General features: G+C 64.0%; 19 protein-coding genes. 1 reads left to right on the plus strand and 18 read right to left on the minus strand.

The window, feature by feature from the left end:
- The 11 genes from E3T47_RS09970 to recO form a co-directional block, all read right to left on the minus strand.
- Positions 1-1698: an ABC transporter ATP-binding protein gene (locus E3T47_RS09970; RefSeq protein WP_241982145.1), complete on the minus strand. Its 1698-nt coding sequence runs from the start codon at positions 1696-1698 to the stop codon at positions 1-3.
- Positions 1698-2786 carry an ABC transporter permease gene (locus E3T47_RS09975; protein ID WP_422386484.1) on the minus strand — a complete coding sequence of 363 codons (1089 nt, stop codon included), beginning with the start codon at positions 2784-2786 and terminating at the stop codon, positions 1698-1700. Before E3T47_RS09975 ends, E3T47_RS09970 begins: the two co-directional genes overlap by 1 nt.
- Positions 2787-2788: 2 nt before the next feature.
- Positions 2789-3880 carry an ABC transporter permease gene (locus tag E3T47_RS09980; RefSeq protein ID WP_134555930.1) on the minus strand — a complete coding sequence of 364 codons (1092 nt, stop codon included), beginning with the start codon at positions 3878-3880 and terminating at the stop codon, positions 2789-2791.
- 96 nt (positions 3881-3976) lie between these two features.
- Positions 3977-5608, minus strand: a complete 1632-nt coding sequence (locus E3T47_RS09985) for an ABC transporter substrate-binding protein (protein WP_134555931.1) — start codon at positions 5606-5608, stop codon at positions 3977-3979.
- Positions 5609-5826: 218 nt separating this feature from the next.
- A complete protein-coding gene (gene dnaG / locus E3T47_RS09990) occupies positions 5827-7692 on the minus strand; it encodes a DNA primase (protein WP_134555932.1) in 1866 nt (621 codons plus the stop codon).
- Positions 7693-7908: 216 nt separating this feature from the next.
- Positions 7909-9159 (minus strand): deoxyguanosinetriphosphate triphosphohydrolase, encoded by a 1251-nt coding sequence (locus E3T47_RS09995; RefSeq protein ID WP_134555933.1) that lies wholly within the window; start codon positions 9157-9159, stop codon positions 7909-7911.
- Positions 9152-10324, minus strand: coding sequence for a tRNA dihydrouridine synthase DusB (gene dusB / locus E3T47_RS10000; RefSeq protein ID WP_134555934.1), 1173 nt, complete (start codon positions 10322-10324; stop codon positions 9152-9154). Before dusB ends, E3T47_RS09995 begins: the two co-directional genes overlap by 8 nt.
- A 133-nt stretch (positions 10325-10457) precedes the next feature.
- Complete coding sequence (locus tag E3T47_RS16575) at positions 10458-10589, minus strand: hypothetical protein (protein ID WP_277871821.1); 132 nt, start codon at positions 10587-10589, stop codon at positions 10458-10460.
- An 84-nt stretch (positions 10590-10673) separates the two neighbouring features.
- Positions 10674-11390, minus strand: a complete 717-nt coding sequence (locus tag E3T47_RS10005; protein ID WP_134555935.1) for a DsbA family oxidoreductase — start codon at positions 11388-11390, stop codon at positions 10674-10676.
- Positions 11391-11451: 61 nt separating this feature from the next.
- Complete coding sequence (locus E3T47_RS10010) at positions 11452-12267, minus strand: isoprenyl transferase (protein WP_241982147.1); 816 nt, start codon at positions 12265-12267, stop codon at positions 11452-11454.
- Complete coding sequence (recO, locus tag E3T47_RS10015) at positions 12264-13004, minus strand: DNA repair protein RecO (RefSeq protein ID WP_134555936.1); 741 nt, start codon at positions 13002-13004, stop codon at positions 12264-12266. The genes E3T47_RS10010 and recO overlap by 4 nt, the downstream gene beginning before the upstream one ends.
- A 170-nt stretch (positions 13005-13174) precedes the next feature.
- Here recO and E3T47_RS10020 point away from each other — a divergent pair, with 170 nt between their 5' ends.
- Positions 13175-13876, plus strand: a complete 702-nt coding sequence (locus tag E3T47_RS10020) for a hypothetical protein (protein ID WP_174844668.1) — start codon at positions 13175-13177, stop codon at positions 13874-13876.
- Positions 13877-13978: 102 nt separating this feature from the next.
- Here the strand turns inward: E3T47_RS10020 and leuA are convergent, their stop codons facing one another.
- The 7 genes from leuA to E3T47_RS10055 form a co-directional block, all read right to left on the minus strand.
- Positions 13979-15745, minus strand: a complete 1767-nt coding sequence (gene leuA / locus E3T47_RS10025; RefSeq protein ID WP_134555937.1) for a 2-isopropylmalate synthase — start codon at positions 15743-15745, stop codon at positions 13979-13981.
- Between the two features lie 178 nt (positions 15746-15923).
- Entirely contained in the window at positions 15924-18482 is a 2559-nt protein-coding gene (locus E3T47_RS10030) for a bifunctional lysylphosphatidylglycerol flippase/synthetase MprF (RefSeq protein WP_134555938.1), read from the minus strand.
- Positions 18479-19807: an alpha/beta hydrolase gene (locus tag E3T47_RS10035; RefSeq protein WP_134555939.1), complete on the minus strand. Its 1329-nt coding sequence runs from the start codon at positions 19805-19807 to the stop codon at positions 18479-18481. Before E3T47_RS10035 ends, E3T47_RS10030 begins: the two co-directional genes overlap by 4 nt.
- A gap of 145 nt (positions 19808-19952) precedes the next feature.
- Positions 19953-20870 carry a GTPase Era gene (gene era / locus E3T47_RS10040; RefSeq protein ID WP_134555940.1) on the minus strand — a complete coding sequence of 306 codons (918 nt, stop codon included), beginning with the start codon at positions 20868-20870 and terminating at the stop codon, positions 19953-19955.
- On the minus strand, positions 20867-22204 hold the full coding sequence (locus E3T47_RS10045; protein ID WP_174844669.1) for a hemolysin family protein: 1338 nt from the start codon (positions 22202-22204) through the stop codon (positions 20867-20869). The genes era and E3T47_RS10045 overlap by 4 nt, the downstream gene beginning before the upstream one ends.
- Positions 22204-22668 (minus strand): rRNA maturation RNase YbeY, encoded by a 465-nt coding sequence (gene ybeY, locus E3T47_RS10050; protein WP_134555942.1) that lies wholly within the window; start codon positions 22666-22668, stop codon positions 22204-22206. Before ybeY ends, E3T47_RS10045 begins: the two co-directional genes overlap by 1 nt.
- The gene (locus E3T47_RS10055) at positions 22665-23678 is read right to left on the minus strand and encodes a PhoH family protein (RefSeq protein ID WP_134556192.1); all 1014 of its coding nucleotides are present in this window, start codon (positions 23676-23678) and stop codon (positions 22665-22667) included. The genes ybeY and E3T47_RS10055 overlap by 4 nt, the downstream gene beginning before the upstream one ends.
- Positions 23679-23693 lie beyond the last annotated feature (15 nt).

Here is a 23693-nt window from a genome sequence, read left to right on the forward strand (position 1 = left end):
CTATCCTGCCGCACGCAGAAGGCGCAGTTCATCCCTCCGCAGAGCCTGTGCCGCCGGATCAGGAACAGGCAGCGAGGCGAGCAGACGCTGGGTGTAGGCATCCTTCGGCGCGCCGAGCACCTCGGCACCGGTGCCTTCTTCAACCAACTTTCCCCTGTACAGCACCGCAATGCGGTCGGCGAGGATGTCGACGACGGCGAGGTCGTGGCTGATGAACAGCGCCGCGAACCCGAACTCTTTCTGCAGCTCGGCGAAGAGTTCGAGAACCTTGGCCTGCACCGACACGTCGAGCGCGCTGGTCGGTTCGTCCGCGATGAGCAGGCTTGGCTCCAGCGCTAGAGCACGGGCCAGGCTGGCCCGCTGACGCTGGCCACCACTGAGCTCGTGCGGGTAACGATCGCCGTACGCGCGGGGCAGCTGTACCGCCTCGAGCAGTTCGTTGACCCGTTTGCGGGCTGCGCCGGCGTTGGCCGCGCGACCGTGTACGATCAGCGGTTCGGCGACGCACTCCGCGATTGTGAGCAGGGGGTTGAAGCTCGACGCCGGGTCTTGAAAGACGAAGCCGATGTCGCTGCGCACCTTCTTAAAAGCGCGTTCCTTGAATCCGTGCATCTCGTGGCCGAGAACGGTGAGGGACCCACCGGTCACCCGGGTCAGGCCGGCAATGGCGCGACCGATCGTGGTTTTGCCCGATCCGCTCTCACCGACCAGGCCGAGCACCTCGCCGGGACGGATGTTGAAGCTCACTCCGTCAACGGCGGTGAAACCGGGTTTACCGAGCCGACCCGGGTACTGGATTTTCAGGTTGTCGGCGACCACGACCGGGGCCCGATCAGCCCAATCGGGCTCCCGGGCGGCCAGCCGATCGGTTGCTCGTGTCGTGCCGTGGCCAACGCGAGGGACCGAGCCGAGCAGTCGTTTGGTGTATTCGTGCCGCGGGTTCGAGAACAACTCCTGGGCGGGGGCCTCTTCGACAATCTTGCCCTCGTACATGACGACCACGCGGTCGGCGAGGTCAGCAACCACGCCCATATTGTGGGTGATCAGCACAATCGCAGTGCCGAACTCGTCGCGGCAACGCCGCAGCAGGTCGAGGATCTCGGCCTGCACCGTCACGTCGAGGGCGGTGGTCGGTTCATCGGCTACGATCAGCCCGGGGTCGAGCACGAGGGCCATGGCGATGACCACGCGCTGCTTCTGACCGCCGGAGAACTGGTGTGGGTAGTAGTCGACGCGGCTTTCAGGGTCGGGAATACCAACCCGGCCGAGAATCTCAATCGCCTTGGTGCGTGCTTCTTTGCGGCTGAACTCACCGTGGGCGCGAATGCCCTCCGCGATCTGCCAGCCGACGGTGTACACCGGATTCAGTGCTGTTGACGGCTCCTGGAACACCATGGAGACATCCGTTCCTCGCAGCTGGCGCAGCTTCTGCTTGCTGACGGCGAGAACGTCATTCGAGTTGGAGCCGTCCTTGCTGCTCAGAATGACGGCGCCATGGGCAGTCGCAGTCTCAGGGAGCAGGCCGAGGATGGTCTTAGCTGTGACGGTCTTGCCACTGCCGCTCTCCCCCACGATGGCGAGAACCTCACCGGGGGCAACGTGCAGCGTGACCCCGTCGACGGCCTTGACCGCGCCGCCATCGGTGGCAAAGGTCACGTTGAGATTGTCGATGCGTACGACGTCAGGCAGGGAACTCATTATTTGGCCTCGAATGGGTCGTCGTTCGGGTGTTGGTCGGAAGCCGGCGAGCTGGCCTCAAGCCCGTCGATACCGCCAGGTCCGGCGTTCAGGGTTCCGCCGGGGACGACGCTGGTGCCGGCGACGCCGGCGGTTGTCTTGCCTGGAGCACGCCGACTGCGCAGTCGCGGGTCGGCGAGGTCATTGAGGCTCTCACCCACGAGAGTGATGCCGAGAACAATAAGCACGATGGCAAGCCCCGGGAACAGACTCGTCCACCAGATACCGCTGGTGACGTCCGAAAGCGATTTGTTCAGGTCGTAGCCCCACTCGGCGGCCGAGGACGGCTCGATGCCAAAGCCGATGAAGCCCAGGCCCGCGAGTGTCAACAGCGCCTCGGAAGCGTTCAACGTGAAGATAAGGGGCAGGGTTCGGGTGGCGTTGCGCAAAACGTGGCGGAACATGATGCGTCCGTTGCTTGCACCGAGCACCCGGGCCGACTCAACGTAGGCCTCGGCCTTGATGCGCACGGTTTCGGCGCGAATCACTCGAAAGTATTGCGGAATGAAGACAACCGTGATCGAGATCGCGGCTGCGAATATTCCGCCCCACAGATCCGATCGCCCGCCAGAGATGACGATGCCCATGACGATCGCCAGCAGCAACGCCGGAAAGGCGTAGACGGCGTCGCAGATGACGACGAGTACGCGGTCGAGCCATCCACCGAAGTAACCCGAGACGAGGCCGAGGGCTACGCCGGCGAAGATCGAGAGCACGATGGCGATGACCATAACGGTGATCGCGGTCTGCGAGCCCCAGATGACGCGAGAGAGCACGTCGTAGCCGCCGACGGTGGTGCCAAGCAGATGTTCTCCGCCAGGTGCCCGCTGGGCACCAAAGGGGCCACTGTCATCGCGCAGCTGGCTGTAGCCGTACGGCGCGAGCAGTGGTGCGAAGATTGCGGTCAGGATGAAGACGCCGGTGATGACGAGGCCGACCACGAGCATGCCGCGTTGCAAGCCGACGCTCTGGCGGAGCTGGTGCACGACGGGCAGTCGCGTCCACAAAGGAGCCTTGGGTGCGGGGGCAGTTTCAATGAGCATTGTCATGATCAGTACCTCACTCGCGGGTCGATGAGTGCGGCAATGATGTCCACGATGAAGTTGGAGAGCGCAACGATGACTGCGAGAAGGGCAACGATGCCCTGCACCGCCACGAAGTCGCGGGCCTTGATGAATTCGATGAGGATAAAGCCCAGGCCTTTCCACTCGAAGGTGGTTTCTGTGAGTACGGCACCACCGAGTAGGAGGGCGATCTGCAGGCCGATGACGGTAATGATGGGAATGAGGGCAGGTCGGTAGGCGTGCTTGCTCACCAGACGGAGTTCATTTACACCGCGCGAGCGAGCGGCATCCACATAGTCGGTCCCCAGCGTGCCGATGACGTTGGTGCGCACGAGCCGCAGGAACACTCCGGCCGTCAGCAAGCCCAGGGCCAGCGCGGGGAGCACAGCATGGGCCAGAACATCCACGAAGATGGCTGGATTACCGGTCTGCAGGGCATCGATCGTGTAGATGCCCGTCTTATTGGGCAGAAATCCCATCTCCAATTCCGAGCCGGTCGTTGCCCGCCCTGCGACGGGCAGCACCTTGAGCCAAACGGCGAAGACCAGCTTGAGCAGGAGTCCTGCGAAGAAGACCGGTGTGGCGTAGCAGAGGATGGCGAACACGCGCAGGAAGGCATCCGGTGCCTTGTCGCGCCAGTAGGCCGCGACCATTCCAAGCGGGATGCCGACGATGAGTGCCACCAGGAGAGCATAAAAGACCAGTTCCGCGGTGGCCGACCCGTAGGTGAGGAGGATCTCCGAGACTGGCCGGTTGGTGCTGATGGTGGTGCCGAAATTGCCGGTGAAGATTTGGCCGAGGTACTCGAAATATTGCACCAGGATAGGGCGGTCGTAGCCCGCTTCGTGGATGCGCTCGGCGAGCTGCTCAGGCGCAAGACGGCCACCAAGAGCGGCCGTGATCGGGTCGCCCGTCGCGCGCATGAGCCAGAACACCATTGTGACCAGGATGAATATCGTGGGGATGATGAGAAGAAACCGAATCAGCAGATACCGACCGATTCCGCCCCCCTGGCTGGTTTTCTTCTTCGAAGCACGTCCGCCGGTCGGAGCGGATGGCTTCAGGGCCACAGTGGACATAACTACCTCACGATTGCAAAAGAATCGGGGGCATCCAGCGAATTCGCGCTGAACACCCCCGGTGATCTGACTAGAAAATTCCAGTCGACGTGCCGATTATCCCTTGGAGAGAGCTCCGTAGCGGAATTTGAATGAATCGTCGAGTGTGTCCTTGGTGCCAGTGATATCAGTACCGGTCACCGCGACCTGCGAGCCCTGCAGCAGGGGAAGGGTCGACAGCTGGGCCGCGACCTTGTCTTGGATCTCACCGATGAGTGCGGTGCGCTCTGCCGGGTCGACCGTGACGGCCTGCTTCAAGATCAAGTCGTTGACTTCCTGGTCGCTGTAGTGGTTCTTGATGAAGTTCTTGGTCAGGAAGAAGGGGGTCAGGTAGTTGTCGGCATCGGTATAGTCCGGGAACCAGCCGAGCTGGTACGCGGGATAGACATCCGAGGTGCGGTCCTTGACGTACTGCACGTATTCGGTCGACTGCAGGGAGACATTGAACAGGCCGGACGAATCAAGCTGGTCCTTGATCAGTGCGTACTCGTCACTCGATCCTGGCCCGTAGTGGTCGGTGTTGTACTGCAGACTGAAATCAACCGGAAGGCTGACCCCGGCCGCCTCAAGCGTGGCCTTGGCCTTGTCAAGGTCGGGCGCACCCGATCCGTCGCCATAAAGCCCCTTGAGTGACTCGTTGGCACCGGTCAAACCGTTGGGGACGTAGGAATACAACGGAGTGTAAGTGCCCTTGTAGACCTGGTCGGCGATCTCGTCGCGATCGACGATATCTGCCACTGCCTGGCGCACGGCCAGCGCCTTGACCGGATCGGCGTCGGGGGTCGTTGCTCCGTAAGGCTGCGTGTTGAAGTTGAAGGTGATGTAGCGGATCTCGCCACCGGGGCCGTCTAGGACGGACACGTTGTCGTTGCCGCGCAGATCGTCGATGTCGGTCGCAGACAGGCTGCGAAGAGCAACGTCCACGCTGCCCTCCTGCACCTCGAGCTTGAGATTGGAGGAGTCCGTGAAGTACTTCACGTTGACACCGTCGTTCTTCGCCGGGCCCCACAGCCCCTGGTAGCCTTCGAACTTCTTGTACGAAATGATGTTGTTGAAGTCGTAGCTGGCGATCTCATACTGTCCGGCAAAAGCCTTGGCAGCAACAATGTCGTCGTCGGCAGTCAATGCCGTGGCCGAGAACGACTCTTCGTCGACGATCGGCCCGGCCGGGCTCGACAGGATTTGAGGGAAGATTTGATCGTTCGCGGCCTTGAGAGTGAAGACGACCGTGGTGTCGTCCACGGCCTCGGTGCTCTCGAGGTTGTAGAGAAGCGACGACGGGCCGTTATCGGCAGCGATAGCCAGCTGGCGATCGAAGCTGAATTTCACGTCCGAGGAGGTGAGCGCGTTGCCGTTTGCCCAGGTCAGGTCCGGCTTGAGGGTGACGGTGTACTCCGTCGGCGACGTGAACTCTGCCTTGGTGGCGATATCGGGCTCGACATCGGAACTCCCATACGGCGTGTTCATCAGGAAAGGGAACACCTGCAGCTGAACATTGAACGAGCCGGCGTCATACGAACCAGCAGGGTCGAGGGTGGTGACTTTGTCGGTCGTGCCGAGGATGATGGTTCCCCCGGTGTTCGTGGTGGTGGAACCGCCCGCGGAGCAGCCGGCCAGAACGAGCGCTGCAGCGGCAAGTCCGGCTGTGGCAGCGAGAGCGCGCTTGCCGTTGGTGAATGCGGATGTCATATCCGTCGTCCTCTTCCTGTCGAAGTCTCATGAGCGGGAGCACCCCAAACGGGCACGGCCGATCAGTGCTGTTAGCCAAGAGTTAGCACAGAATTTGCAGATAGCCACGATCAACCGCAGCTTCTTTACATATCTGCAACAATCCCGGGCTCATGTGTTGCAGTTTGGGGTTATCCGCTCGAATGTTGGTGCCGCAGGCATAGAGGACTGTGGCCGGGTTATTCGTCGCGGAGGGCGCGCCGCTCGGCCTCGACCCGCACGAGTTCGCGCTGGAGGGTGCGGTACATTTCGGTGTCGGTGGCATCCGCTCGCTGCAGCCGGCCGAGCAACTCGGCCTTGAGTCGCAGCAAATCTTTGTCGATCAGAACGATTGTGATGTCGCGCACGTAGCGGGCGACGTCTTTCTCGGTGCGCTCGGGAAGGTTAGCCATGGCGAGTTCCTGCACGAGGTTCTTGAAGGTATCCGGTACCTCGGAGATCACCCGATCGAGCCAGTCGGGCGCTTCGAAGTGCGCGAGGCTCGTGGCGATGGCGTCGCGCACGACCGCGAGCGAGGAGTTCGCGAAGGATGTGTGCACCGCGCTGTCGAGGATGTCCCGGCCGATCAGGGTGGGCCGTTGCAGCATTGCCATGAGGCCGTCGCGTTCGAGCCGGGTGAGCGGGTCACTCGGCAGTTCCACGAGGGAGAACGGGCGCTCGGGCAACACTTCGATCGCGCCGGCGTGCCGCGGTGCGTTCGGTCCGCCGCTCGCCGATGCCCGCGCGCCGGACTGTGCGTTGGTGACGGCCTTGGCTACGTCACCCATGTCGACGCCGAGCATGCGGGCCAGCTCGCGCGTGTAGCCGGGCCGCAGCACGGGGTCACGAATCTCGCCGACGACGGGGGCGGCGGCACGCAGAGCCGCGGTACGGCCCTCAACGGTGTCGAGGTTGTACTGGGAGAGAATCTGCCGAATCATGAACTCGAACATGGGTTTCTTCGAGTCGACCAGCCGACGTACGGCGTCATCGCCGCGTTGCAGGCGCAGATCGCAGGGGTCGAGTCCTTCCGGTCCGACCGCCACATACGTCTGGGCGGAGAACCGCTGCTCTTCGCTGAAGGCACGCATGGCGGCTTTCTGCCCGGCGGCATCCGGGTCGAAGGTGAACACAACTTCACCGACGCCCGAGTCGTCGCCGAGCACCCGTCGCAGCACCTTGATGTGGTCGACGCCGAAAGAGGTGCCACAGGTGGCGACGGCAGTGGTGATGCCGGCCAGGTGGCAGGCCATCACGTCGGTGTAGCCCTCGACCACGACGACCTGGTGGCTGCGGGAGATGTCGCGTTTGGCGAGATCTAACCCGTAGAGCACCTGGGCTTTGTGGTACACCGGAGACTCCGGGGTGTTGAGGTACTTGGGTCCTTTATCGTCGTCTAGCAGCTTGCGCGCGCCGAACCCGATGGTCTGGCCGGTGATGTCGCGAATCGGCCAGACCAGGCGGCCGCGGAACCGGTCGTAGATTCCCCGGTCGCCGCTGGAGACCAGGCCGGAGAGGGTGAGCTCCTCGGTCGTGAATCCGTGGCCGCGCAGGTGGTTGGTGAGTTCGTCCCAACTCTTCGGCGCGAAGCCGACCCCGAACCGGGTTGCGGCGTTGGCGTCGAAGCCGCGCTGGCCGAGGAAAGCCCGGCCGACGTCGGCGCCGGCGCTGCCGAGCTGTTCGATGAAGAAGTCAGAGGCTGCCTGGTTGGCGGCGAGCAGACGGGCGCGGTTGCCGTGGTCGGGGGCTGCGCCGGAGCCGTCCTCGTAGTGCAGGTCGAGGCCAACCCGGCCGGCGAGGCGTTCGACGGCTTCGCTGAAGCTGACATGGTCCATCTTCTGCAGAAAGGAGTAGACATCGCCGCTCTCGCCGCAGCCGAAGCAGTGGTAGAAACCCACTTGCGGGCGCACGTGAAAGCTGGGGGTGCGCTCGTCGTGAAAGGGGCAGAGGCCCTTCATCGATCCGACACCAGCGGACTTCAGGGTGACATAGTCACCGATGATGTCGGCGATGTTGGTGCGAGCCTTGACCTCTTCGATGTCACTTTGTCGAATCAGTCCAGCCATGTACAAACTCTATCTGCTCGATCTGACCGGCTTGGTTCCGCAGGCGGGCGGTGGCACTGGGATATCAGCTCCCCGCTCAGACGTTGGGGGCTTTCGGGACCACCGCGAAGGGCGTACGGCGGCGCCGGAAGCCCCCAAAACTCACAAGCCCGAGGACTCCCTACCCCCGCCGCTGCTGCCGGGACCGGCACCGGAATTATGAAGTGCTGTGAGATTCTAGCCCTGGACGAGGCGCTCGTACCACGCCAGGGCGGACTGGTCGGTGAGGCTCGCAACCTGGTCGACGATGACGCGCTTGCGGGCTGCATCATCTGCGGCGGCTTGCCAGTCCTCACGAAAACCGGGGTCGAGGTGTTCGTCGCCGGACTGGTGCAGGGTGTCGGCGAGAAGGGTGAGTACTTGGCGCTGCTGCACATAGATGGGCTTGCGAGTGTTGCGGGTCATGACGAAGGCGGCGACGATCCCCTTGAGAACCGATATTTCGGCCTGGATCTCGCGCGGCACGATCACTTTGGCTCCGAAGCGCAGCATGTTCGCGTCGGGGTGCGCCTCCTTGGTGGCGTGCACCGCGGAACCGCTGAACCGGCCGATCAGCTGGCTGGTGAGATTCTTGAGGTGACCCTGGTCGCGGCGGCCGGCGGTCCAGGAATCCATCCAGACATCAAGGGAATCGAGGCGGTTGAAAGCGGTCGTTAGGTCGTCGGCGCTGGTCGCGTCGCCGATCCATTCCGACATAGTGGCGAGAAGTTCGTCGTGGTTGGTGCGGCTGCTCAGGGCCGCCACGTCAACGTAACCGTTGACGATAGCGTCTTCGAAGTCGTGCACGCTGTAGGCGATGTCATCGGAGAGGTCCATCACCTGGGCTTCAATGCAGAGCTGGCGGTCGGGCGCACCCTCGCGCAGCCACTCGAACGCGGCGATGTCGTCCTGGTAAAAGCCGAACTTGGCCCGCCCACTCGGGTCGAAGACCGAGGAACCTTCGGGCCAGGGGTACTTGCAGCTGGCGTCGAGGCTCGCCCGGGTGAGGTTGAGGCCGTAACTGTGGCCATCAGGTCCGAACACCTTCGGCTCCAAACGGGTGAGCAGGCGCAGGGTCTGAGCGTTGCCCTCGAAACCGCCGATGTCTGCGGACCACAAACTGAGCGCTTTCTCACCGTTGTGGCCGAACGGCGGATGCCCGATGTCGTGCGCGAGGCAGGCGGTATCGACGATGTCGGGGTCGACGTTGAGGCGCGAGGCGATCTCCCGCCCGACCTGGGCGACCTCGAGCGAGTGGGTCAGCCGGTTGCGGGCGAAGTCGAGCCCGGCCGTGGGGCTGAGCACCTGCGTCTTCGCCGCGAGGCGACGCAGGGCGCTCGAGTGCAGCAGCCGCGCCCGGTCGCGGGCGAAGTCGCTGCGGCGCGAGTAGTGCTCTTCGGGAAGCCAGCGGGCCTCGTCGGTCTCGCTGTATCCGGTTTTGTTAGCCACCGCTGGTGTCCCCTTCGCCCTCGGTCAGATTCAGTCTTTGTGCGCCGACGAGGTCCTGCGACTCGAGCCAGTGCTCAGGCAGCGACGGCTTCTTCGGAGTTCCGGCGCGACCGCGAGGCCCCTCGACGTCGGCGCCCGGGTAGGGCAGCGAGGCGTCGAGGGTGGCGAGCAGGTCGTCGAGCTGACCGAGGTTTTGTACCATCGCGAGGCTCGCACGCAGATCGCCGCCCACCGGGTAGCCCTTGAAATACCAGGCAACATGCTTGCGGATGTCGCGGCAAGCGCGGTCCTCGCTGTCGAAGAATTCGGTGAGCAATTCAGCGTGGCGGCGAAAAGCGTTGATGACCTGTCCCAAGCCCGGCTCGGCCTTGATTTTCTCGCCGCGGAACGCTGCAGTGAGATCGCCGAACAGCCACGGACGGCCCAGGCATCCGCGTCCGACAACGACGCCGTCGCATCCCGTCTCACGAACCATCCGTAGGGCGTCATCGGCTGACCAGATATCGCCGTTGCCGAGCACCGGTACGTCGTTGATGGCGTTCTTGAGCTTTTCGATAGCGGACCAGTCGGCATGGCCGGAGTAGAACTCGGCGGCCGTGCGACCGTGCAATGCAATTGATGCGACGCCAGCTCCCGCGGCCGCTTTGCCAGCTTCGATATAGGTGAGGTGGTCGGCGTCGATTCCCTTGCGCATTTTCACGGTCAGGGGGATCTGGCCGGCCGCGGTGACGGCCGCTTCGACGATCTGACGAAACAGGCCGATCTTCCAGGGCAGAGCCGCTCCCCCGCCCTTGCGGGTGACCTTGGGAACCGGGCAGCCGAAGTTGAGGTCGATATGATCGGCGCGGTCCTCGGCGACGAGCATGGTCACGGCCTCGGAGACCGTTTTTGGGTCGACACCGTAGAGCTGGATGGAACGGGTTGTTTCGCTCTCGTGGTGCGTGATCAGCCGCATCGTCTCGGTATTGCGTTCCACGAGCGCGCGTGAGGTGATCATTTCGCTCACGAATAGTCCGGCGCCATATTCGCGGCAGAGCCGACGGAAGGCCGTGTTCGTGATGCCGGCCATCGGCGCGAGAACCACCGGCACTTCGAGCGTGAGCGGGCCGATCGTCAGCGGTTTGATCAACGCCAACGGGTCGACGGTGGGGATGCGTGAAGTCATGTTGCGTCAATTCTCCCAGAAAGCGAAGGATCCGCTAATCCACCAAGGCGCGACCGCGGACGGCACACAAAAGCGCAGCTGCCAGCCGTTTGAGGCCGAACGACAGCTGCGCTTTCGAGAATGCAGGGTGGAATCAGCTGCAGCAGCCGCCGCCGCAGCAGGAACCGGCGGCCTCGTCGGTCGCAGCGGGTGCGCCGAGGAGTTCAATGGTGGGACGGCCGGCAGCGTCGGTGAAGACGGGAGGGGTGGTGATTGTGTCGCTCATGGGTGTTCTCCTGATCATTAGGGTGAAGCGGATGCCGCCGACTAGGTACGCGTCAAGGCTACGCGAGTCCGCTGGGTGACGCTGTTACGCGGACGCCGCAGTGGACGTGCGGTCGGTGCGGGCCTGGCTGAGAGCCTGGGCGAACGCCGTCGGATCCTGCGCGCCGGAGACGCCATAGCGGCCGTCGATCACGAAGAAGGGAACCCCCTGGATGCCGTACGCGCCGGCCTGCGCCACGTCGGCCTTGACCGCGGCAAGGTGCTCGTGGGCGGTGAGTGACCGCACCACGTCGGCCCGGTCGAGTCCGATTTCGGCGGCGAGGTCGGCAAGGTCTTCGATGCGTCCGACGTGACGCCCGTCGATGAAGTATGCCTTGAGCAGGCGTTCCATCATGTCGAGCTGGCGCCCGTGAGCCTTGGCGTAGTGCAGCAGTTCGTGCGAGATGACCGTGTTGGTCTGGTGCACCGAGTCGTAGTCGTAGTCGAGCCCGACACTCGCGGCGATAGCGGTAACGTTATCAAGCATCTTCTGCACCTGGTCGACGGGCATGCCCTTGCGCTCGCTCAGGTAGTCGACGGCGTTGCCGACGTAGTCGACCGGGGTGTCGGGCGAGAGCTCGAAGCTGTGATACTCGACCTCGACGGTGCCGTCGAACAGGTCAACGCCGGCCTCGAACTTGCGTTTGCCGATGTAGCACCAGGGGCACTGCACGTCGGACCAGATGTCGACCTTGATCGGGTCGGCGCTGGTTAGAGTGCTCGTCGTGGACGCTGCCGTTGCGGTTGTACTTGTGTCAGTCACTCTGGACCCAACGGGCCCCAGCGCCGGTGTATTCCCCGGGCGGAATATTGGCAGACGGCGTTCAGGTGGGCGTGTCGACCGCGCCGCCGTAGCGCCGGTTGCGGGCGGCGTACATTTCGACCGCGTGCCAGAGGTCGACCCGGGTGAAGTCCGGCCAGAGGGTGTCGAGAAAGACCATCTCGGCATAGGCGCTCTGCCAGAGCAGAAAGTTGCTCGTGCGCTGCTCCCCCGAGCTGCGCACGAACAGGTCGACGTCGGGCAGTTCGGGCACATATAGCTGCCGGGCGATGGCCTTCTCGGTGATACCCGATGGCTTCAGCCTGCCAGCGGCGACGTCCTCGGCCAGCGCGCGCACGGCATCCGCTATTTCGGTGCGACCGCCGTAGTTCACGCACATGGTGAGGGTGAGCACGTCGTTGTCGGCGGTGAGTTTTTCAGCGAACTGCAGTTCGTTGATAACGGATGCCCACAGCTTCGGCTTGCGCCCAGCCCACTTGACCCGCACGCCCCACTCGTTGAGCTGATCGCGGCGGCGATGCAGAACATCGCGATTGAAGCCCATGAGAAAACGCACCTCATCGGGGGAACGCTTCCAATTCTCAGTGGAGAAGGCGTAGACACTGAGGTGCTTGATACCGATCTGGATGGCTCCGGCGACGACGTCGAGCAGGGCGGCTTCACCGGCCTTGTGCCCCTCGACGCGGGTAAGGCCCCGCCCGTTGGCCCAGCGACCGTTGCCGTCCATGACGACGGCGACATGCTCCGGCACGGCTTTCCGGGGCAGCTCGGGCGGGTACAGGCCGGTCCAGTCCAGGGGTTTGAACGGAACGGCGTCTTTGTGGGTGAACCCCTTGTGGCCGAACAGGGTGGCCATCATCGGGCGACGTATTCCAGCGAACGAAGCCCGCGGCCCAGGTGCCACTGGGTATACGCGGCGACGACGCCGGCGGCCTGGCTCTGCGTGCGTTCCGGGCTCGCGCTCGCATGCTCCCAATCTCCGGTGAGCAGGGCGCTCAGCAGAACGATAGTCGCCGCGTCGAGCCGCGGGGAACCGGGTGGGGCGCAGGCATCGCAGACGATACCGCCGAGCTGCACGACCATCGCGCTGTGCTGTCCACCTGCGCTGAGCTCGCCGAGCGCACCGCAGCGGGCACAGTCCTGAAAGCTCGGCGCCCAGCCGGCCATCGACACGGCGCGCAGCAGATAGGAGTTGAGGGTGAGGTGGGAGCCGTGTTCCTGGCGGGACAGCGATCGAAGCGCGCCGACCAGCAGCAGGTATTGCTGCAGCGACCCTTCCGATTCGGTAAGTTTGTCGGCGGTTTCCACCATGACGCTCGCTGCGGTGTAGCTGCCATAGTCGGCGGTGATCAGGGCACCGTAGGAACCGAGCGACTCGGCCTGCGTGATGATATCGAGGCTGCGACCCTCGTAGAGCTGCACGTCGGCGACCATGAACGGCTCGAGCCGGGCTCCGAATTTGGAGCCGGTACGGCGCACGCCCTTGGCGACGGCGCGCACTTTGCCGTGCGCTCGGGTGAGCATGGTGACGATGCGGTCGGCTTCACCCAGCTTGTGGGTGCGCAGCACGACGGCTTCATCTCGGTAGACAGGCACACGCAATTATCCCACTCTGCCGCGCAGACCACCGTCACGGCGCGAGTACCAGCGAAACGGGTGCATTCAGAACGCTAAAATTTTGTCAGTAGTCACGACTGGCACTGGTGTTTCGGACCGGACGGGGGGAGACTTAGGTGCACGTAATCCCCGTGGTATGGAGGTTTTTCATGAAACCAACCCAGGGCAGTCTGCCCGATATTATGCCCGTGCTGTCGCGGGGCAAACACCGCACTCCCAAGAGTGGTGGCTGCTTTATGGAATTCGCCTCCTACCTGGCTGGCGAGTCCTGGAGTGACCACCCCGCTTGCACCCATCCGGTGCTCGCGTCGCTGGCACGCATGGTCAACGACTGCAGTTCCGATGACGCCCGGTCGCGGCTCGCGCTGCTGATTCCGTCGGTGATCGGCCTGACCGGTTCCGACAAGCGCACCGAGCTGGTGGTCGCTCTTCGTGCCGGATGCGAAGCGCTTCCGGTGGCGAGCCTGGAACGCCAGCGCGCTCTCGCCGTGGGCGTTCTGACCTGCGAGCGGAACGCATCCGTTCTTGATCCAGCCCTGGCCGAGCGGGTGCGGCCGCTCATTCGGGCCGCCCTCGATCAAGCGCCCGATGCCGAACGTTGGGCCCGCGATTTTATGGGCAGCGTACGTTCCTGGTCGCACACCAAGTTCACGCCGCGCACCGCCGACACGATCATTCGCGTCGGTGTGCAAGGCATCGGCGAAGCCTGCATCGCCGATCCCGACGCCCGGCTGTACACCCTGCTCGAGCGCGCGATCGACGACTGCCGCTCGCTACTGGGTGTGAAAACGACCGATCGAACGGTTCACCTGCCCGCGCTGGCCTGGTCCGGCTCGCCAACAAACCCCTGACCGCACCCGGATGGTGCAACGAAAGCCCAGCCCCGCACCGACGGGTCTGGGCTTTCGTGTGTTGCGGTTGCTTGTGACGTGCGTGAGCAAATGTGGGCGGCGTTAGACAGCCGCCAGCTCAAGGTCGCCGACCTCGGCGCGGATGCCCCGGTTGACGGCAGAAACCACCGACTTGAGCGACGCGGTGGAGATGTCCGCGTCGATGCCGACGCCCCAATAGCGTTTGCCGTTCACGTCGAGTTCAACATACGCGGCCGCCTGCGCGTCGCCGCCGGCGGAGAGCGCGTGCTCTACGTAGTCGTACAGGGTGATGGCAATGCCGCGTTCGGCCATCACGCCGAGGAACGCGTTGATCGGGCCGTTGCCCGACCCGATAGCCTGCGCCACGGTGTCGCCGTCACGCAGTTCGACGGCGAGCTCGACAGTGCCGGAGAGGTCACTCGACGTGCGAGTGGAGTGAAGTTCGAACCGCCCCCACTTGGCGCCCGGATTCTTGATCGTGGCGGGCAGGTACTCGTCGTTGAAGATGTCCCAGATCTGATCGCTCGTGACCTCGCCGCCCTCGGCGTCGGTCTTGGCCTGTACGACGCCGGAGAACTCGATCTGCAGCTTGCGCGGCAGGTCGAGCGCATGGTCGGTCTTCAGCAGGTAAGCGACGCCGCCCTTGCCGGACTGCGAGTTGACCCGGATCACGGCCTCGTAGCTGCGGCCGAGGTCCTTGGGGTCGACCGGTAGGTAGGGAACGGCCCAGACGAGCTCGTTGACGGTACAGCCTTGCTTGGCCGCGTCGGCATCCATTGCTTCGAAGCCCTTTTTGATGGCATCTTGGTGCGATCCGCTGAACGCGGTGAAGACCAGGTCGCCGGCCCACGGGTTGCGTTCGGGTACGGGCAGCTGGTTGCAGTATTCGGCGGTGCGCTTGATCTCATCGATGTTGCTGAAGTCGATCTGCGGGTCGATGCCCTGCGTGAACAAATTCACGCCGAGGGCGACAAGGTCGACATTGCCGGTGCGCTCGCCGTTGCCGAACAGGCAGCCTTCGATACGGTCGGCGCCGGCCAGGTAGCCCAGTTCGGCGGCGGCGATGGCGGTTCCGCGGTCGTTGTGCGGGTGCAACGAGATGAGGATGTTCTCGCGCTGGGTCAGGTGACGGCTCATCCACTCAATGGAGTCGGCATACACATTCGGGGTGGCCATCTCGACGGTGGCCGGCAGGTTGACGATGACCTTACGCTCCGACGTCGGCGCCAGAATCTCGACGACCTGATTGGTGATGTCCACGGCGAAGTCAAGCTCCGTGCCGGTAAAGCTCTCCGGGGAGTACTCGTAGTAGATGGTGGTGCCGGGAATGGTCGCTTCCATCTGCTTGCACAGGCGAGCCCCGAACAGTGCCAGGTCGACGATACCCTGCTTCTCTTCGCGAAAAACGACCTCACGCTGCAGGATGCTCGTGGAATTGTAGAAATGCACGATGGCCTGTTTTGCCCCGGTGATGGATTCGTACGTGCGCTTGATCAAGTGCTCGCGGGCCTGGGTGAGCACCTGGATGGTTACGTCGTCGGGAATGGCGCCCTCGTCGATGAGGCTGCGTACGAAGTCGAAGTCGGTCTGGCTCGCCGAGGGAAAGCCCACCTCGATCTCCTTGTAGCCCATGCGCACGAGCAGATCGAACATGATGCGCTTGCGCTCGGGGCTCATCGGGTCGATGAGGGACTGGTTGCCGTCACGCAGGTCGACCGCGCACCAGCGCGGGGCGACCGTGATGTGCTTGCTCGGCCAGGTACGGTCGGGCAGTTCGACGACGAACTGCTCATGGTACGGGCGGTAACGGTGGATCGGCAGGGTGGATGCGGTCTGGTTATTCTTCATGGTCCTGTTTCCTCATGGGTGCCGTACAGCCAACGACAAACGCCGCGACGAGGTAGGCCTTTAGATTAGGACTCGTCGCGGCAGCTAAGGAGGAGCACACCGTTCAACACATTTTCAGGCTAGCACCGTTTGGCACCTCTACTACCACCGGATGTCGCCGCGTATCTGCCAGCGGATGTCACTGGCCGTGTCCGCGCAGCAAGGTCACGACGTCGCGCACCGAGAGGCTTGGCAGGTATGCCCGAGCCAGCGCAAGTCCGATCTCCGGAAGCGCGACCGGGTCGGGGAAGGCCATGAAGACCGGCGCAAACTCGGGCTGGAATTTGCGTTTGAACACCAGCAACGACCGAAATCCATAGACCGGTTCGAGGCTACGGCCGAGATAGTCAAGCAGGCGGTCTGCAACTCCACCCTGCCGTAACCCGGCGGACTGGGCGAGCGGCGCGATGGACAAGCTGAGAAACTCAATCTGAGCACTCTCCTGCATCAGTTCAGCCGTTTGCGCGATCAGAAACTCCATTACACCGTTGATGCTGTCTGGGCGACGCCGCATGAAGTCCAGGGTCCAACCGACTATCGCACCGTCCCGGTAAGTGGGCAACCAGCTGGTCACGGCCTGCACGCGGTCTGCGCTGTCAACGGCGAGCATGAGGCGCACGGCGGGATCTCGCAGTTCGTCGAGGCCGCCGAGGGTGAACCCCAGTTCGGGGAGTTCCTTCTCTTGGACCCACTGCTCCGAGATCTCCGCGATTTGGGTCGTCGCAGCCAGCGACAACGCCCGGTAGCTGGTCCAGAGCGCGCGCACACCGGCGCGGTCGGCACGATTGATCGATGAGCGAATGTCCTGCCACTTCTTTCCAGTGGTACTCCAGCTGCTTGGGCGCAGGAGCGTTTCCTCCCCCACCTGCATGGTGTGCCACCCCATCGTGTCGAATACAAGGTTCCAGCGCTCGTGCAGGCCATAGAACACCGCCACCCAGCCGCGGTCATCGCACATACAAGCGAAAGAGGTGACGGCGTCGGACGCCTCTGAGGACGGTCCGACCGGTTCCGACGTGGTGATGGCGATGCCGTTCACGACGCGGTAGGCGATCGCGGTGCGTCCGCTCGCTGTGAACCATAGGGAGTTTCCGGTCCAGGTGGTCATGAACCCGAGCGATCCGCCGCCGTGGGCGGATAGAAGGGTACGCAGTCGCCCCGGTGCATCCGCGGTCGGGTCGACGGACGCGCTCCGCAGGCAGACGATAGTTCCGACGAAGACGACGATCCAGAACGCAGCGCCGACACCGTGGTAGAGGGCCGTGGCGAGGGGATCGATCGGAAGAAAAGACACCCGCTCCAGGCGCAGGAAGCCGACAGGGATGAACCGTTCAGGGACATCCACCAGCAGGTCGAGCAGGCCGACCGCGGGCCGAAAATGGTCGCGGAGCAGCCAGCCGACACCAATATAGAACGTGATGAGAGCGGCCAAGCTCCCGACGGTAACCAGCAAAAACCGCCGCCGCTGGCCGGTTCGGGAGGCGACCGGAAAGCGGCGCAGGTTACCGAAGATGACGAGAGCCACAACGAGTGGGACAAGCACGGAAACCACGAGAATGAGCGTGACCTCCCAGTACCGGCCGGATTGCCACTGCCAAACATAGGGCTGCCCGGAGATGGGCAATAATCCGTAGTACCAAGCGGCAAGGAGGGCCAGCCCGGTATTGATGGTAATGGCTAGCCACGCGGCAAACCGCCGCCCGCGGGCCAGTCCGAACGCGGCAACGATAAGGGTTAGAAGCGGCAGCAGGCTGACCAGCACGGGTCCGGCTCCGCCGATGCGTTCAAGGCTGAGCTCTTGCACGCATTGACGGGTGACGTCACCGAGCAGGCACCGGTCGACGAACTCCCCCGCCGTCGGTCTGTCCTGGGTGAGCAGCAGGCCGAGCGGTGCGAGCAGACCGAACCGGGCTCCGGAGTAGATGGTGATGGCCGGGCCGACCGCGACCATGCCCACGATGGCGGCCAACAGCGTACGGGTCTCGTGGTCGGAACTGCGCCGCCACGACGTCACACGTCGTGGCGGGCGAAACAGCCAGCCCGTACCGAGCCCGATCGCCACGGCCAGCAGCCGGTAAAGGTCAGAGGGCTGCCCGGAATAGAGAACGAGCACGAGCACCGTCGACAACCCGAGCACGCGGATGCGCCGACGCCAGAGCGGCCCCGCGAAGTAACTCGCCGCCATAGCGCTGCCAAAGATGGGGGTGAAAGGGTCAATCGCCCATAGTTCGCTCACACCGCGGGACCACATCTCCCCGCCCGCCACACCGAGATACTGCACACCGAGGCCGATTGTCGCACCAAGAATCGATGTCGACAGAAAGGCAATCACGGTGCGGCGGGTGCCCATCATCCGTTCGGTGAACCCCAATATGATTATTGCGCCGGCCAACACCAGTACCAGTTCGGCGCCGTTGTCAACAAAAAATACCGAGGTCAACGGCGACCACCAGTGACCGCCTTCGATGACCGACTCGTAGCCGGTACCGAAGAGTAAACGGATGTCTCGCGCCGGTCCCGAGACCACCCCGCTGACCAGCGCGACGACGAGCAGGACCAGGGCGTAGGCGACCGCGAACGGCCGCCGAGCGGTCAACCGATGCAGCGCACCCAGCGTCGAGCGACGTCGCAACGCGAGTGGATGATGGTCGGCGCTGCGTTGTTTCGACCTGTCGCGGATGATCCGCTCGGCCGTCATCGTGTTTTTGCCACAACGCAAGGCGCGAGCAGGGCCGTGCGGGCGGCGATGACGGGCAAGGCGGTGGTCCAGGCGAAGTCGACGGTGTGCCAGTCGTGCGCTGTGCCGGGTGATTCGAACAGACGGGTGTCGACGCCGGCGCGCTCGGCAGCAGTCGCAAGCGCGCGTACCCCCGGCAGAAAGCGCAGGTCGCCGTCGCCGACGACGAAGATCGCGCTGAGAGTGTCGTATGGTGCGTGCGCGGCGAGGATGGCGGTCGGTGCCGCCGCCGCGTATGCGGCGGTGCTGCCGCCGAATCCGGCTGCCACCGTATGCGCCTCGCTTCCATTGCTGGGAACGAGCTCCCCGGAGATGTCCAGAATCGTACCGTACAGCTGCGGATTCGCCGCCCCGAGCTGAATCGAACAGGTACCGCCCTGGGAGAAACCAGCGATGGTCCATCCCGTCGGCTGTGCAGTGACATGCAGGTGCCCGCGAATCCATGCCGGAACATCGATGGTGAGATAGCTGGCAACCTTGCCTAGCGCAGAGTCCACACACATGGGGTTGTTTCCGGGAGCACCGAGCTGGTCGGGAACGACCACAATCGGGGCCAGGCCAGAGTGCGCCTGGGCATACTGATCGAGAATGTCGCCTAGTTTTCCGGCCGTGAACACGTCGCTCGGGCTGCCGGGCTGGCCCGAGAGCATCTCGATTACCGGGAGCGCGGGCGGGTTCATCCTCGTTGCGGCGGGCGGCAGGTATACGAGGGCGGAGCGAGCGGCAAATCCCGAAACCGTCGCCGGTATCTCGACGGCACTGACAACGCCACTACGGTTCGAGTCTCCGTTCGCGTGCGCGGCGCTCCGAGCGATCAAGAGCGCCTGGTCGAGCGACGGGTAGTTCGTCAGTCCGAAAGCCACGCGCAGTGTCGGGAACTGGCCGATATCAGCGTTGATCCCGGCAGCGGCGCTGAGCAGGCACAGCGGCAAGGCACAGATCGCAACGACGCGCCGCCACCGAACCTGGCCACGCAGGTTCAGCAGGATAATTGCGATACTGGCGCACAGAGCTACCGTCCAGAGCCGAGTGCCGGTCGATAGCGACACGTTCCACGGATCCCAAACGTCGCTAACGAACCACGCCAGCACCCAACCGCTCGCTGCACCGACCACGGCCCCGATCAGGGTGACGACGGCGCGACGCACGCCAGTCGGGCCGAGAAGCACAAGCAGCAGCGCGAAACCGGTACCGCCGTAGAGCGCCGCTAGGACCGGGGCGTCGGTGAGGACGACATCGAGTGGGCTAATGACAATGGGGCTGACGTCGAGCAACAGCGAGTTCATCCGAGGCCTCCGACACCACTGTGCGCCTCGCGGCCGTTATCCCGGCCGCAACCCGGGTAAGTCACTGCTCAATCGCAGCCTACTGACAGGCGGTGAACGGACGCCCAGCAGCGGCAAACACCACTGGATCCACACCGGCCCCGGGCTAGAAACCGAGGCGGCCGAGCTGCTTCGGATCGCGCTGCCACTCCTTGGCGATCTTGACCCGCAGCGACAGGAAAACGCGCTTACCGACGAGCGGTTCGATCTGCTTGCGGGCGCGGGTACCGACATCCTTGAGCCGGCTGCCCGACTTGCCGATGATTATGCCCTTCTGGCTGTCCCGCTCCACGAACAGGTTGGCGTAGATCTCGACCAGTTCCTGGTCGTCACGCTCGATGATGTCGTCGATGGTCACGGCGATGGAGTGCGGAAGCTCGTCGGTGACCCCCTCGAGGGCGGCCTCCCGGATGAACTCCGAAATGCGCGATTCAAGCGTCTCGTCGGTGACCGCGTCGGCCGGATAGAGCGGTGCGTCCGCGTAGGGCAGCAGGCGCAGCAGTTCGGTAGCGAGGGTATCCAACTGGATGCGGCTGGTCGAGGAGATCGGCACGATCGCCTCCCAATCTCGCAACTCGGAAACGGCCAAAAGCTGGTTGGCGACGTTGGTTTTGGAGGACGCATCGATCTTGGTGACGATGGCGACCTTTTTGGCGCGCGGGAAGGCATCCAACTGTTCGTTGATGAATTTGTCTCCGGGGCCGATCGGCTCGTTGGCCGGGATGCACAGGCCGATCACGTCGACGCCGGCCAGGGTTGCGGTGACGAGGCTGTTGAGGCGCTCCCCGAGCAGGGTCCGCGGGCGGTGGATGCCGGGGGTGTCGACCAGGATGAGCTGGCCGTTCTTCTGGTGAACGATGCCGCGAATGGCGCGGCGGGTGGTTTGCGGTTTCGACGAGGTGATCGCAACCTTCTCGCCCACCAGTGCGTTCGTCAGGGTGGACTTGCCCACGTTGGGGCGTCCCACGAACGAGACGAATCCCGCTCGGTACCCGCTTGGGTGGGGCTCGGTTACTCCGGTCATGACCGTTCTCCTTCATCATCTGACACTGTTCTTGGGGTGCTCGTCGGCACCGTGAGGAATGCGGTCTGCGCATCGATCAAAGCCGCATCGCGTTCCACCAACACGGTGCTGATGCGCTTTCGGCGGCCCTCGGTGCGTTCGGCGGTGAGGTTCAAGCCGCTCACCGAGGCGACCGACCCGGCAACGGGCAATCGACCGAGGGCCTTGGCCAGCAGGCCGCCCACCGAATCGACATCGTCGTCGTCGAGTTCGAGGTCGAACAACTCCCCCAGTTCATCGACGGGCAGGCGGGCGCTCACCCGAAATTGCCCGTCGCCGAGGTCTTCGAACTCGACCACGTCGCGGTCGTATTCATCGGAGATATCGCCGACGAGTTCCTCCATCAGGTCTTCTAGGGTTACCAGTCCGGCGATTCCGCCGTACTCGTCGACGACCATGGCCAGGTGATTGGATTCGAGCTGCATCTGCCGCAGCATCTCGTCGGCCTTCTTCGACTCGGGCACGAAGACGGCCGGCCTGGCCAGATCGGCCACGGTGATCTGGAGGGAGTTGATCGGTCGCTCGAATACCAGCCGGGCCACATCCCGCAGGTACAGGATGCCGGCGACGTCGTCGACTTCGCCGCCCCGCACGGGCAGACGGGAGGTCCCGCTGCTCAGGAACAGGCCCATGGCCGCATCGATGCTCGCATCGGCGCCGATGGTGATCATGTCGGTGCGCGGAATCATCACCTCGCGCACAACCGTGTCGCTGAATTCAAAGATGGAGTGGATGAGCTCGCGGTCGTCTTCTTCGATCACGTCGAGTTCGGTGGCCTCGTCGACCATGCTGAGCAGCTGGTCTTCGGAGGTGAAGGTGGCTAGTTTGGTGCGGCCGGGAGTGACCCGGTTGCCGAGGGCGACGAGCGCGTTGGCTATCGGTCCGAGCAGTACGCGGGCGATGTGCACGAACAGGGCGGTCGCGGTCAGCAGACCGACCGGGTGGGCGCGGCCGACGCTGCGCGGGCTCGCGCCGACCAGCACGAACGAGACCGAGGTCATGATGAGCGCTGACAGCAGCAGTGCCAACCAGAGGGCATCGATCGTCGTCGCAAAGACGAGAGTCACCAGCACGGCCGCGGTCGTCTCAGCGGTGATGCGGATGAAGTTGATGGCGTTGAGGTGCGCACCGGCATCGTCGGCGATCGCCTGGAGCGACCGTTTGGCGCGATGATGCGCCACCAGGCTGGCGATATCGGCACGGGATTGTCCGGTGATCGCCGCGTCGACGGCGGCCATCAGACCCGCAAAAACGACCAGGACGACGGCCGAATAAATGAACCACACGATGTGCATCAGTGGCGTTGTCGTTCCTGTACGGCGAAGCCGATGAGAATGTCACGCTGAATACCGAACATCTCCTTCTCTTCCGCCGGTTCGGCGTGGTCGAAGCCCAGCAGGTGCAGCACACCGTGGGTGGTGAGCAGCAGCAGCTCGTCGAGGGTGCTGTGGCCAGCCGTCTCGGCCTGTTCTTTGGCGACCTGCGGGCAGAGCACGATATCGCCGAGCAGTCCCGGCGGGGTCTCCTGCTCCTCGGTTCCCGGGCGCAGTTCGTCCATCGGAAAACTCAGAACGTCGGTGGGGCCGGGTTCGTCCATCCACTGCACGTGCAGCTGCTCCATGGCACCCTCATCGACGAGCACGATGGCGAGCTCGGCGTCGGCGTGAACGTGCATGGTGTCGAGCGCGAATGCAGCGAGACGCAAAATGGCGGCTTCATCGACCGGCATGGTCGACTCGTTGTTGATCTCGATGCTCAAGTGGAACTCCGTTTCGGGTTGCGGCCGGACGCAGGAGTGCGCTGCGCGCCGCGGGTGGCGAATTCTCGGGCTTCGGCGCTCTCCTGTCGGAGGGCCTGCTTCTGCGCGTCGTACTCGGTGTACGCATCGACGATGCGGCCCACGAGCGAGTGCCGCACCACGTCGGCACTGCTCAAGTAGGCGAAGTGGATGTCGTCGATCCCGTCGAGCACGCGGGTGACCAGTTTGAGTCCGCTCGTGCCCGCCGGCAAGTCGATCTGGGTGACGTCACCGGTGATGACCATCTTCGAGCCGAAGCCCAAGCGGGTCAAGAACATCTTCATCTGTTCCGGCGTGGTGTTCTGAGCTTCGTCGAGTACGACGAAGCTTGCGTTGAGTGTGCGCCCGCGCATGTAGGCGAGCGGCGCCACCTCGATCGTGCCGGCGGCGAGCAGCTTGGGAATCAGTTCGGGGTCGAGCATTTCGCCAAGCGCGTCGTAGAGCGGCCGCAGGTACGGATCGATCTTGTCGGTGAGGGTGCCGGGCAGAAAGCCCAGCCGTTCGCCGGCCTCGACGGCCGGCCGGGTCAGGATGATGCGCTCGACCTCTTTGTTCTGCAGGGCGCGCACCGCCTTCGCCATGGCGAGGTAGGTTTTTCCGGTGCCGGCCGGTCCGATGCCGAACACGATGGTGTTGTCGTCGATGGCGTCGACGTAGTCTTTCTGCCCGATCGACTTGGCGCGGATGCTCTTGTTTCGGGCCGTCAGGATGGGTCCGCCGAGCTGGGCGGAGGGGCTCACGGAACTGTCGGCGGCGAGCATCCGTGCGGACGTGGCGACCTCGGTCTCGCCGAGGTCGTGACCGGTGCGCAGGGCGAGTTGCAGTTCGTCGATCAGGCGGCACACGGCAGCGACGTCGTCGGCGCTGCCACCGAGGGTGACGTCGTTGCCGCGCACGTGCACGTCGACCTTCGGGTAGGCGGCCTCGATGGTGCTCAGGTAGCGGTCTTCGGGACCGAGCAGGCGCACCATGGCGACACCGTCGAC

The sequence above is a fragment of the Cryobacterium ruanii genome (assembly GCF_004404055.1).
Lineage (GTDB): Bacteria > Actinomycetota > Actinomycetes > Actinomycetales > Microbacteriaceae > Cryobacterium > Cryobacterium ruanii.